At 64.1% G+C, this 12,533-nt stretch carries 10 protein-coding genes; 4 read left to right on the top strand and 6 right to left on the bottom strand.

Features of this window, described 5'->3' with window-relative positions; all coding sequences use genetic code 11:
• Window positions 1–1,175, bottom strand: a 1,175-nt coding sequence (locus B1A78_RS16765; protein ID WP_077148067.1) for a M17 family metallopeptidase, incomplete at its 3' end; no start/stop codon positions are given.
• A 54-nt stretch (window positions 1,176–1,229) separates the two neighbouring features.
• On the opposite strand from B1A78_RS16765, the gene B1A78_RS16770 reads away from it, so the two are divergent.
• Window positions 1,230–2,066, top strand: coding sequence for a DUF3298 and DUF4163 domain-containing protein (locus B1A78_RS16770; protein WP_077148060.1), 837 nt, complete (start codon window positions 1,230–1,232; stop codon window positions 2,064–2,066).
• A 32-nt stretch (window positions 2,067–2,098) separates the two neighbouring features.
• Here B1A78_RS16770 and B1A78_RS16775 read toward each other — a convergent pair whose 3' ends face one another.
• Complete coding sequence (locus B1A78_RS16775; protein WP_144037871.1) at window positions 2,099–3,226, bottom strand: winged helix-turn-helix domain-containing protein; 1,128 nt, start codon at window positions 3,224–3,226, stop codon at window positions 2,099–2,101.
• Between the two features lie 183 nt (window positions 3,227–3,409).
• On the opposite strand from B1A78_RS16775, the gene B1A78_RS16780 reads away from it, so the two are divergent.
• Entirely contained in the window at window positions 3,410–4,237 is an 828-nt protein-coding gene (locus B1A78_RS16780) for an enoyl-CoA hydratase/isomerase family protein (protein WP_144037872.1), read from the top strand.
• 74 nt (window positions 4,238–4,311) lie between these two features.
• On the opposite strand, the gene B1A78_RS16785 is transcribed toward B1A78_RS16780, so the two are convergent.
• Window positions 4,312–5,784: a hypothetical protein gene (locus B1A78_RS16785; RefSeq protein WP_218667993.1), complete on the bottom strand. Its 1,473-nt coding sequence runs from the start codon at window positions 5,782–5,784 to the stop codon at window positions 4,312–4,314.
• A 179-nt stretch (window positions 5,785–5,963) separates the two neighbouring features.
• Window positions 5,964–7,520, bottom strand: a complete 1,557-nt coding sequence (locus tag B1A78_RS16790; RefSeq protein ID WP_256839024.1) for an NAD(P)/FAD-dependent oxidoreductase — start codon at window positions 7,518–7,520, stop codon at window positions 5,964–5,966.
• Window positions 7,521–7,715: 195 nt separating this feature from the next.
• Between B1A78_RS16790 and B1A78_RS16795 the strand changes: the two genes are divergently transcribed.
• Window positions 7,716–8,840, top strand: a complete 1,125-nt coding sequence (locus tag B1A78_RS16795) for a DUF47 family protein (RefSeq protein ID WP_083734254.1) — start codon at window positions 7,716–7,718, stop codon at window positions 8,838–8,840.
• A 15-nt stretch (window positions 8,841–8,855) separates the two neighbouring features.
• Entirely contained in the window at window positions 8,856–9,869 is a 1,014-nt protein-coding gene (locus B1A78_RS16800) for an inorganic phosphate transporter (RefSeq protein WP_077148064.1), read from the top strand.
• Between the two features lies 1 nt (window position 9,870).
• On the opposite strand, the gene B1A78_RS16805 is transcribed toward B1A78_RS16800, so the two are convergent.
• Both B1A78_RS16805 and B1A78_RS16810 read right to left on the bottom strand, forming a co-directional pair.
• Window positions 9,871–11,364 (bottom strand): DUF4403 family protein, encoded by a 1,494-nt coding sequence (locus B1A78_RS16805; RefSeq protein WP_077148065.1) that lies wholly within the window; start codon window positions 11,362–11,364, stop codon window positions 9,871–9,873.
• A gap of 360 nt (window positions 11,365–11,724) precedes the next feature.
• Window positions 11,725–12,354, bottom strand: a complete 630-nt coding sequence (locus tag B1A78_RS16810; protein ID WP_077148066.1) for a DJ-1/PfpI family protein — start codon at window positions 12,352–12,354, stop codon at window positions 11,725–11,727.
• Window positions 12,355–12,533: the final 179 nt, after the last annotated feature.

Here is a 12,533-nt window from a genome sequence, read left to right on the forward strand (position 1 = left end):
GTTTCGAGCAGGTCGGCATAGCCGTCCCACAGCGGCATGCGCCACAGCGGATCGTCGCGGTCGATGCCGCCCGCCAGCATCGCGTCGGCCAGTGCGTCGTCATTGGCGAACAGCGGGGGCAGGTCGGGGCCGAGCGCGACGCGCGCAGCGCCGGTCAGCGTCGCGAAATCGACGATCAGCTCGGGCTTCTCCTCGCTCGCCTTCGCCAGCGCGTCGCCGAGCACCAGTCGCCCCTCAGCGTCGGTGTTGCCTATCTCGACGGTCAACCCGAGCCGGCTGGTCAGCACGTCGCCGGGGCGGAAGGCGTCGGACGAGATTGCATTTTCCGCCGCCGCGACCAGGCAGTGCAACCGTACCGGCAGCCCGCTCGCCATCACCAGTTCGGCGAGCGCGAGCACGTGCGCGGCGCCGCCCATGTCTTTCTTCATCAGCCGCATGCCCGTCGAGGGTTTGATATCGAGCCCGCCGCTGTCGAAGCTGATGCCTTTGCCGACCAGCGCGATCCTGGGATGATCGTCCTTGCCCCAGACGATCTCGATCAGCCGCGGCGCATGGTGCTTCGCGGCGGCGCGTCCGACCGCGTGGATCATCGGATAGCCTTGCTCCAGCGCTTCGCCCTTGGTGACGACGATCTTGCCGCCATGCGCCTTGGCGATACGCTCGGCCTCTTTCTCGATCGCGGCGGGACCCATGTCGGCGGCGGGGGTGTTGACCATGTCGCGAACCAGCGCGGTCGCGCGCATCTCGGCAACGATCGCGGCGATCGCGCCGACGTCGCTGGTCAGCAGCACACGCGGTCCCGCTGCCTCGGCCTTGGGACGATAACGGTCGAACCGATATTGCCCGCTCATCCACCCGAACATCGCCTTTCCGGGCTGCTGTCCTTCGAGCCGGTAACGGCCTTCGGGCAAAGTCTGGCCCAGCTTGGCGAGGCACCATGCCGACAGGCTGTCGACCTTGGCGGCCGCCGTTACCACCGCCCATTTTTCGGGGTCGTCGCCGGGCAGGACCGCATGGGCGAATGGGTCGGGCTTGAACCCGACAGCAGCCAGATGCGCGCGTTCGCGGGCGCTGCGCCCCTTCAGCCAAGCGTCATAGCCTTGCTTGTCGACGAGGTGAATGCTGCGCGCGTCCTGCCCTTTGTCGGGCTGGATCAGGTCGGAATAATCGATCATGTCCATCTGCTAGGCGCCGTGGGAAACTTTGTCGATTCCCGGCGTTATTGGGGCATGACGCTCCGCATTTCCCATCGCTTCGCGGCCGCACTTGTCCCGGCGATCCTGCTCGTCGCTGCCTGCTCGGGCGAACCCGAACCGACACAGGCCGAAAAGGTCGCCGCCGCGACTGTGCCGGGCGTGCCTCCGGGCGCGATCGATGATGTCAAGGCCGCCAATGCCACCGCATCGGATGTTAAGGAAAGCAACGAGCTCATGGAGTTCGCTTACAGCTATCCCAAGGAAGCGGCCGAAATCCCCAAGCTCGCCGAATGGCTCGACACTGATCGCGCCACCAAGCGCGACGCGTTGGTTGCGGAATCGCGTCGCGATCAGGCCGCCGCCAAAAAGCAGGGCTTCCCCTATCGCCCCCACAGCCATTTGCAGGCGTGGCAGCGCGTCACCAACACCCCGCGCTTCCTCAGCCTGTCGAGCGATATCGAAACCTACACCGGCGGCGCGCACGGCATGACGACCTTCGCCACCTTGCTATGGGATCGCAACACGGGCGAAAAGCGTGCTCCGCTCGACTTGTTCACCAGCGGCGCGGCGTTCGATACCGCAATCCGCCCCGAATATTGCGCGGCAATCAAGCGCGCCAAGCTCGCCAAGGGCATCCAACCGCCCGAGGAAGCCGACCCGGTCTTCGATTCCTGCCCACCGGCGTCGGCGCAGACCGTGTGGCTCGGCTCGTCCGATGGGCGCCATCTCGATCGGCTGACGATCGCGATCGCGCCTTATGAAATCGGCGCCTATGCCGAGGGCTCCTACAAGATCAACGTGCCGGTGACGCAGGCACTCGTCCGTGCAGTCAAGCCCGACTACGCCCGCGACTTTCTGCCGGTTCGATAGGGGCGGCGAGGGCGATCTCCACCGCTTCTGCATCACGCCTTCTTCTGGAACGCTTCGAACCTGCCGAGCGCCGTTTCGATGCGGCTCCGCAGGCCCTTCGTTTCCGGGACCAGCCACGTCCATTTCTGGATAGCCAGCGCGCGGGCCTTGCGATCCATTTTCGTGTCGATCGCCGCGACGATCCGGTCGTCCGCAAGGACGGGAAGCGCGAAATAGCCCAGCACACGCTTGTCGGCAGGGACATAGGCTTCGAACCGGTGGTCGTGCCCGAAAAGCGCCGCCAGCCGCTTGCGCTGGATCACCAGCGGATCGAACGGCGACAGCAGGTGAATGCGCCTGGCCGGAGACAGGGATCGAAGCTCGTCCAGCGCTCGCGGTTCGGCCCAGTGGCTCGCACGCGCGAGACCCTCGATCTCGACCGGAACAAGCGTGCCGCGGGCAACGCGGTCGGCGGCCAACCTTGCCACCGCGGCCTTCGCCGGCGCATTGCCATAGGTCGCGTTTTCGAGGCTGACGACCCCTTGCGTGCGGAGTCCGCGGTCGAGCAGATAATTTGCAAACTCATCGGGCGTCGACGCGCGCGGCGGCTCGGTCCAGCCGAAGTGCCGTCCGGTCAGGTCATAGGTCTTGAGCATGCCCGTCCGCGCGCTGACGGTCAGATCGCCGACCCAGAAGCCGTAATTGAGCAAGCGTTTCGACGGTTTTCGGCTGGCCCACGGATGCTGTTTTTCTTCGAGTTGCTCATCGTCGATGTCGCGAAGTGAAAGCGGACCGTCGTCCCGAATGCGCGCGAGCAGCGCGGCATAGGCTTCGGGATCGATCTTCGCGAAGGAGGGGTGCGGCTTTGCTCGCCAAGCCTGCATCGCCGGGACGAAGAAGCGATAGTCGCTCGTCGGAATATAGGCGAGCGCATGCGCCCAATATTCGAACGCCGACTTCGCGCACGACTGGACAACCTCGAGATCGGCCTTCCGATAGGTGGGAATACGCGACCACAGAATATGGTGATGGCATCGTTCGATGACGTTGATCGTGTCGATCTGGACATAGCCCAGATGCCCGATCGTCGCCTCCACGGCGCCCGCGCCCGCGCCAAAGGGCGCCTTGTCGTCGAGCCGCTGCGCCCGCAGCCACAGCCGCCGAGCATCCGCCTGACGCATCCTCACCGCCTTCAAGCCCATCCTCCAATTCCCGGAACATCCATTGACGGCCGCGAGTGCCGGTTTCCGAACGATAGGGCCGACCCGCGAGAATTCGAAGGCCGAAACGGCCGCTCTCTGCCGGCGGAAATTTCGTCGTAGCAAATATGTGCATGTCGGCAGCGATCGCTTGGGGTTAATCCGTTGGCGCATCGAAATCCGCCTGGAGCAACCGACCCCATGACCCAAAGCGAAGAAACGGCGCGGATCGACCGTCGCGGCGCCGTGTCCCTCATCTCGTTCCAGCCGATGGCCGATGGCACGATTTCGACGATAGGGGCCGCCGAGATCGCTCGCGTCCTCGAACGCGAGCTTGGCGACGACGAGGTTCGCGCCATCGTTTTGACCGGTGCCAGCAAGGACATCTTTATCCGCCACGGCAATCTGGCCGAAATCGGGCACGCCGCGGCAGCGTTGGCCAGCGGCGCCGCAACCGAGGAGGATTTTCTCTTGTCACCGTTCGCGGCGCTCTGCGCTATGCTCGATGCGGCAACGAAGCCGGTGATCGCGGCGATCAATGGCCATTGCATGGGCGGCGGGTTCGAGATCGCACTGTCTTGCACGATGCGCATCGCGGCGACGTCGGCACGCGCGATCGGGCTTCCTGAAATCCGCATCGGCATCCCGCCGGGGGTGGGTGGCCCGCAGAAACTGGCGCGGCTCATCGGGTGGCATCGCGCCCGTCTTTTTACGCTGGACGGTACCGTGCTGGCCGCCGACGAAGCCCATACGCTCGGCATGGTCGATGGCGTCGCCGATGACGTCGTCGCTGCGGCGCTGGAGAAGGCCGAATTTTTCGCCAGCCGGCCGCCGCCTGTCGTGGCCGAGATCATGACGCAGATGCGGCCGACCGACGACGAGCATGTCCGGCGCAATATCCTAGGTTTTGCGCGCAGCCTGACTGTCGACGGCACCACCGATGCCTTTGCCCGGCTCGCCGCGGCCGATATCGCGATCGAACAATTGGCGTAAGGCTCGGCCGCCAAAGACATAACCCCGGGGCCGTTTCCGGACCCGGGGTTACGCGACTGCGACCCAGTGCAGCTCTATTTTTTGATCGTCGGCTTCGTCACGGAACTGCCGCCGGCTTTGACCGGGAGCGTGTTCGGCACTTCATAGGGTGAGCCGACCGCGACCAGATGGCTGATCGCGATCCGGCGCGGCGTCAGCGCCTTGGGCTGGATGCCCTGATAGGAAAAGCTCGTCGCGCTGTGACATTCGAAACAATTATTGCCCTGCTGCCCCTTGGCGCTTTGCAGGAAGGTTTCGGCGGTGCTGTTCATCAGGCTGATCGCGCCAATGGCATTGCTCTGGTTCAGGCTCGCCCAATTGGCATTGCTGGTGACATAGCTGTTGGGCAGGAACCAGGCGGTGCCGATCAGCGCATAATTTTGCATCGGCGAATTGTTCGGGAAATTGGCGGCTTCCTTTTGCGACGCGGCGTTGATCGCGGCGATGTTCGACGGGCCGCCCGGCTGGGTGTCGCCGCCGGTCCGGTTCATCTGGACGATGTTGGTGGCGGGTGAGAATTTGCCCGTCGCGGCATCGAAGCTGACGGTTGCGGGCGTCGTGTTGGTTTCGACGAGCAGCGCCTGCTGCGAATAGGGGGTGCCGGCCTTGTAGAATGTATAATTGCCGGGATCGCTGACATTGGGGTCGAAGCTGAAGCTGTTGTCGGCGAGCATCGGTGCGTTCAGCTTGTGCTCGAAAGTCGCCCAAACGAATTCGGGGTGGTTCTCGACATAGCCGACGACATGCATGCCGACGAGCGCCACTGTCGCGACTTCATAGGTCCCGCTCGGCACGACAGCGCAGTTGGTGCCGGTGCAATTATTTTGCAGCACGGGAACCTCGGCCTTCGTCGTATAGGCGCCCGCGGGCGCGGCCTCGCCGTCGGCGAGCCGATACCATGTTGCTTTCACGATGGCGTCGCCGACGTTGAAATAATCGTCTTGGTTCGGATTGCTCTCATAGGCGCCGGTGGCGATCAGATTGCGTTTTATGGTGTCGAAATAGTTGGGCGTCATGTGGATCGAGGCATAGACCGGATAGCCGTTCGGCCCGATTAGCATGCTGCCGTCGGCCTCGACGATCGCGCTGTCCTGGTTGTTCGCATCGGCCGCCGCGTGGACCGGCTTCATATGCGCGTCGAGCCGCAGCAGCGACGTGCGCGGAACTTCGGACGTGTTTGCGATCAGGTCGTCGGGGACCTGCCAGGTCAGGAAGCGCGGGGTGCCGTCGATCGGGGCGTTGGCCCACACAAAGGCTTCCCACGACCATTGGTTGAATTCGCAGTCATTGGCCGACGTGCTCATCGTCGTCGGCATCGTCGCGTCCGGTGCGAGATAGGCGACGAGCCCTTCGGACCAGCCGAATCCCTCGGGGCAACTCGCCGCGGCGACATCCTGCTTGTCGCCGTATCCGCTGTCTTTGCATGAGGACAATAGTGCCGGAATGGCAATAGCGAGGGCGGCCAGTTTCACGCTACGCCAGAAGTTCGATTCAAGGCCCTTTTTCATGATGCCTTCTCCCCCCGGAAAGTAGGGAGAATAATAGAAAAACACTATGAAGTAAATATAGTGGGCGGTTTCGGCTCGCTATAAATGGCACCATATTGGCAGCGATGCTGCGATATGTATCATGTTAGGCAAAAATCGGCGCCGCGCCCGGAAGCGCGGCGCTGCGATTGCCTTGGCGATTATTCCGCAGCTTCGAGCGCGGGTTCGGCCTTGCCGGCGTCGGTGCGCGCATTGCCGAAGCCGAGCACACCATCGTCGATCGCGCCGGTGCGCATGTCGACGCGGTCCTGGATATAATTCTGATTGAGCCGCCAAGGCAGTGCGTCGGCGTTCTTGGGCATGATGTGCAGCGAACGCTGAATATAGCCCGACGAGAAGTCGAAGATATTTTCCTCGGTCAGGCTGTTCGGATCGTCGAGGCGCGGCGTCGCGACGGTCGTGCCGGTCGCATCCATATGGTTGAGCACGCGGCAGACATATTCGGCGACGATGTCGGCGCGCAGCGTCCAGGAGGCGTTGAGATAACCGAACACCGCCGAGAAGTTCGGGACGTTCGAGAACATGCACGCCTTGTAGTAGAAATGCTCGCTCCAGTCGACGAGGTCGCCGTCGACGCGAACCGGGATCTTGCCGGCAACCGCAAGGCTCAGCCCCGTGGCGGTGACGATGATGTCGGCGTCGAGATGTTTGCCCGATTTGAGCTGGATGCCGGTCGCGTCGAAACGCTCGATATGGTCGGTGACGACCGACGCCTTGTCGCGCTTGATCGCCTCGAAGAAATCGGCGTCGGGCACGAGGCACAGTCGCTGTTCCCAGGGATTATAGGGCGGCGTGAAGGCCTCGGCATCATAGCGGTCGCCCAAAGTCTTCTGGACCTGCTTGGTCAGGAAGTCGCGGACCTTCTCGGGCTTGGTGCGCGCCTTCTGGAAGACGATGTCCTGCATCTTCACATTCTTGAAGCGCGTGATCTTGTACGCCATCTGCTCGGGCAGGATCTTGCGCAGGAAGTTGGCGAAGCCGTCCTTGGCCGGGCGGATCGCGAACCAGGTCGGGGTGCGCTGCAGCATCGTGACATGCGCGGCGCCGGGTCCGTTCTTGGGGTCGGTCATCGCCGGGACGATCGTCACCGCGGTCGCGCCCGAACCGATCACGACGACCTTCTTGCCGGTATAGTCGAGGTCCTTCGGCCAGAATTGCGGATGGACGATCTGGCCCTGGAAATCGTCGCGGCCGGTGAAATTGGCGTCGAAGGGCGCGTCGTAGTCGTAATAGCCGGCGCCGAGGTAAAGCCAGCGTGCCGTCGTCGTCGATGTCGCGCCATTTTCATCCTCGAGCGTCGCGGTCCAGCGCGCCGTGGCGCTGTCCCAGTCGGCACCGACCACCTTGCGGTTGAGACGGATGAGCTCGCGAATGCCGCGTTCGTCGACGATGCGGTTGAGGTAATCGAGAATCGCGGGGCCGTCGGCGATCGACTTCTCATGCTTCCACGGTTCGAACACGAACCCAAGGGTGTGCATGTCGCTGTCCGAGCGAATGCCGGGGTAGCGGAACAGGTCCCAGGTGCCGCCGAGATCCGCGCGGCGCTCGACGAGCGTGAAGCTGCGGCCGGGGCTGTATTTCTGGAGATGCGCGGCCATGCCGATGCCCGAAATGCCCGCGCCGACGATCAGGACGTCCTGATCGACCGGTGCAGCCGCCGTGTCGTTCGTGCGTTCCATGGTCGCGGTGCCTGCCATGATTTCGTCTCCCATTTGTTGTTAGGATGCAGCTTACGCACCGCGTTGCATTTTGCAATCGAATTGACGTTTACGGAAAGCAGGCCTATGGCCCACCGCTTCGCTTGTGGCTGTCACAAATCCGTCATAGAGACGAAACCGATTTGTAATCATCGCGCCGCCGCGACCACCGCTCCCACGAAAGGGCCAGAATAATTGCGCCAGATCGCCGTCCTTCCCTATCGCTTTGGCGGGCCGTCGCAGGACGGGCCGACCGAAGTGCTGCTGATTACGTCGCGGGAGACGAAGCGCTGGGTGATTCCCAAGGGCAATCCGCTGACCGGGATGACACGCCACGCCGCGGCGGCGATCGAGGCCGAGGAAGAGGCGGGGGTGATCGGCGCGGTCTGCCCGACGCCGATCGGGAGCTATCAATATCGTAAGCGCCGCGCCAATGGCGCCTCGGTGTTGCTCGATGTCGAGGTCTTCCCGCTCGCGGTCACCAGCGAGCTGTCCGAATGGAAGGAAGAAGGCGAGCGCGATCGCCAATGGTTTCCGTTCCACGCTGCGGCTGCGGCGGTCGAGGAACCCGATTTGCAGGCGCTGATCCGTTCGTTTGGTGATAGCGGTTTTCGCGCTGCGGCGCGGACCGGCGGGGTGGTGCAGAATGTTGCCGAGAAGACAGGGGTAAGTTGGATGTTCGCATGGTTTCAGCGTTTGCTGCCGCGACAGGGGAATTTCTTCGAATTGTTCGAAAGCCACGCCGCGACGCTCGTCGCAGGCGCCAATGCGCTGTCGCGGTTGCTGCAGGGCGGTGCGGGAATGGCCGACCATATCCAGGAGATCGTCGAGCGCGAGCATGATGCCGACGCGATCACCCGCGAGGTGCTGCAGACGGTCCGCCGCACCTTCCTGACCCCGTTCGATCGCAGCGCGATAACCGACCTGATCGCGTCGATGGACGACGCGATCGACGAGATGCAGAAGACCGCGGGCGCGATCGACCTCTACGACGTCACCGAATTCGAGCCCGAAATGCGCGACATCGCCGGCATCATCGTCGATGCCGCGCGGCTGACCGCCGAGGCGCTTCCGCTGCTGCGCGACATCGGCGCCAACGGACCGCGCCTGCACGAGTTGACCGAGCGGCTGGTGCGCATGGAGGGTCACGCCGACGAGATTCATGCGGCCGGGCTCAAGCGTCTGTTCCAGGAACATGGCGCGACGAACACGATCCAGTTCATCATCCGACGCGAATTGTTCAGCCATCTCGAGCGCGTCGTCGACCGGTTCGAAGATGTCGCGAACGAGATCGACGGTCTGGTCATCGACCACGCGTAAGCGGGGGCACGCACCATGCACGAACTGGCTTTTCCCCTGCTCGTCGGCCTCGTCATTCTGGCGCTGGCGTTCGACTTCCTGAACGGGCTGCACGATGCCGCGAACAGCATCGCGACGGTCGTCGCGACGCGGTTGCTCAAGCCGGTGCAGGCGGTGCTGTTCGCCGCCTTCTTCAATTTTGCGGCCTATTTCCTGTCGATCATCTTTCCCGAACTGCACAAGGTCGCCGAAACGATCGGCAAGGGGATCATCGACAAGGATCTGGTGACGCCCGCCGTGGTGTTCGGCGCGCTGGTCGGGGCGATGTTCTGGAACGTGGTGACCTGGCTCAAGGGCATCCCCTCTTCGTCGAGCCATGCGCTCGTCGGCGGGATCGTCGGCGCCGGAGTGGCGCATGCCGGTTTTGAGGGTATCGAATGGACCGGGCTCAACAAGACGGTGATCGCGATCTTCCTGTCGCCGATGCTTGGAATGCTCCTCGCCATGCTGGTGATGCTCGTCAGCAGTTGGGCATTGCAGCGGGCGACCGCGAGCTTCGCCGAAAAGACCTTCCGACACCTCCACCTTTTCTCTTCTGCCGCCTATTCGCTGAGCCACGGGCTCAACGATGCGCAGAAGACGATGGGGATTATTACCGTGCTCCTCTACTCGACCGGCTATCTTGGCGGCGAATTCCATGTGCCGCACTGGGTGGCGTTCAGCTGTTACATCGCCATCGCGTTGGGCACGCTGTCGGGCGGGTGGAAGATCATCGAGACGATGGGCGGGCGGATCACCAAGCTGTCGCACCATCAGGGCTTTGCCGCCTCGACCGGCGGGTCGATCATGGTGTTTACTGCGAGCCTGCTGGGCATTCCGGTGTCGACGACGCACACGATCACCGGCAGCATCATCGGTGCCGGGGTCGCACGCCGGGCGAGCGCGGTGCGCTGGGGCGTGGCCGGCAACGTCGTCGCGGCGTGGTTCATCACCATTCCGGCGAGCGCGTTGGTTGCCGCGGCCTTCTACGGCATCACGCGCCTGTTCTGACTCATTTGACTGGGCGATAGTCGATGCTGGCGGCGCCGACGAGGCGCACCGGCAGGTAGAGGCCGTTCCCATAGGCCTTGATCTCGCCGGTCTCGAAGCGGTCGAAGCTGGTGCGGATGACGAAAGCGCCCTCGCGGCGCTGGCCGATCGCGCGGCGGATCTTGCCCTGCAGATCTTCGAGGTCGTGGGTGAAATTCTGGGTCAGCGCGTCGGCAATGAGCGGCGCAAAACCTTCGCTGCGACCGAGCAGGATGAGGAGGTCGCCGGCCACACCGTCGCTGTCGCCATTGATGACGAGATCGGTAAAATGGACCTCGGCCGACCCCACCGCGTTGCGCGGGATCGCCGTCATCCAGATGCGCCCGCGCGTCGGCGCGCCGGTGCGGGCCTGCAGCCGCGCCTCGACATCGACGCCGATCGCGATCCGCCCGCCCGTCGAGCCATAGATGGTCGATTTGCCGAAGGTCACGTCCATCGGGCCGAGCTTGGGAATGTCGAAGGGCCGCTTGGCGCGTTTGGCGAGCGCGCGGTCGACCACCGGTTGGAGCTGCGCATAGTCGGCGATTACGGGCACCCGGATATCGAGATGCGGCTTCGGCGCCTCGCGGACCAATTTGGGCAGCGGGGTCGGGGTCGGATCGGCCGGGCGACCCGACACGAAGGTTTCGGTGATGCCCTCGATCCCGAGGTTGAGATTGAGACGCTGTCCGTCGAGGCGATAGCCACCATAGAGGATACGCTGCGGGGTGACGCGCATCCACACCGGGGGGTTCTGGTGGTTGAGTTCGAGCGCGGTGAAGCTTTGCCGCCACACGTTGGCAGCCTGCTTGCGGATATCGATCTTTGCCATCTCGCGGTTTGCTATGTTTTCGACATCGCGGATGACGGGCTTGAGCTTCGCATCGGCCTCGTCGGTGAAGGTGATGCGCTTGCCGAGAAAGTCGATGCCGGGTGCCTTGGTCCAGCCATAGGTGATGCGCGCGGTGCCGCGGGTGCGCCAGTCGGCGGTCAGGTCGATCTTGATGCGGGCATGCGCCATCGCCGCGCCGGTCGCGGTCTCTCCCTTCAGCACCCCGCCGACGTCGCGCGCGCTGATCGTCGCGTTGAGCGGGACATCGACGACGATCTCGTCGCCTTCGCCGCGCAGGCGCAGCGTCCCGCGCGTGACGCGGCCGACGATGGTGCAGGAAATGGGGGGCGTGACCTTGACGCGCTTGCCGAACACCTTGACCCGTTGCGGTGCCACGCAGGCCTTTTCGTGGCGGTTGATCGTCCACAGCGTGCGCGGGATCGCGCGTTCCAACTCCTGCCGCAGCGGGCCGATGTCGGCGTTGATCGGGACGGCGATCAGCGATGTCTGGGACGGCGAAGGCGCGGTGTCGGTCGCGCGTGGCGGCGCCTCGCCGCCGCGTCCGGCGGGGTTGCAGCCCGCGAGCGTCGCCGCGGCGAGCAACAAGGCGCCGACAGTACGCGAGGGGCGGCGTGTCCGGATCATGATCGGGAACGCTGAAAGGGCGCAGCCGTTCCGCGGAAAAACGGCGGAAGTCCGCGCAACTTCACACTGAAATGCCGTTTTTCGCCGCTGCCACGCTTCGCCTTTGGGAACGCCCGGGTGACACCAAAGGCGAGGCCGGATCCCTTCGCCGGAAACGGCGGAAAACTGCCCAACTTAACACTGGAATCGCGTGCCCGGTCGCATGGACGCATGGGGCCGACGCCTTGTCTGCGGGTTGGCGGAGAACGCCTTTGGGAAGCGGTTCGATCCATCGCCAGACAGGCTAAGACCGCGAAATAAATTAGGACAGCGATTTCTGTACGCCCAATGTTCGCCGGACCTGGAGGGTCTGGCCAGCGGTCAGGCGGGCACCGGCGGCATCGGCGACTGGATGATATTGGGAATGTCGCTGTCGACCGGGGGATGCGGATAATATTGGGTCGTTTGCTGGACGCTAGCCGCCAAATCCTCCCCGCCGAGCAGCGATATCAGTTGCAGCGCCTCGTCGAGCCCCGACGAGATGCCGCCGCCGGTCAGGCGATTGCGATCGAGCACGAAGCGCGGGTGGCCGGGGGCGACGCTGATCGCCGGATAATTTTGCAAGAGATAGGGAATGAAGGCCCAATGGGTGGTGGCGTTATAGCCATCAAGCAGGCCGCAGTGGGCGACAAGCAATGCGCCTTCGCACACCGAGCAAATATAGCGCGCCTGCGCCGCCTGCGCGGTGACGAACTGCTGGTAGCGGCGGTCGCTGCCGAACATGATCGCCTGGAGTGCGTCGGGCTCGCCGCCCGGGACCCACAGCGCGTCGCACGGCGTGACGCTGTCGAGCCCCGCGGTGACGTTGAACTGGAAGCCGTTGTTGAACGTGATCGGGCCGGGATCGGCGGCGACCAGCGCCACATCGAACTTCGCCCAGTTGAACATTTCGGCCGGCCCGCAGACGTCGAGCAGGTCGACCTCCGGATAGACGGGAATGACGATGCGCATGGCCGGGGGCTCCTGTTTGGCGGCGGTCAAACGATGTCGACCGTGAAGGCGGGCTGGACGTCGGCGAGCACCGCGCCCTTCGCTTCGCCCAGCAGGGCAGGGCCGCCGATGCGGTGATGGAGCGCGCCGTCATGCGTGCGCACCGAGACATAGACCGGCGGCCCTGCCCTGCTGGGCGA

This window comes from Sphingopyxis sp. KK2 (assembly GCF_001990265.1).
Classification (GTDB): Bacteria; Pseudomonadota; Alphaproteobacteria; order Sphingomonadales; family Sphingomonadaceae; genus Sphingopyxis.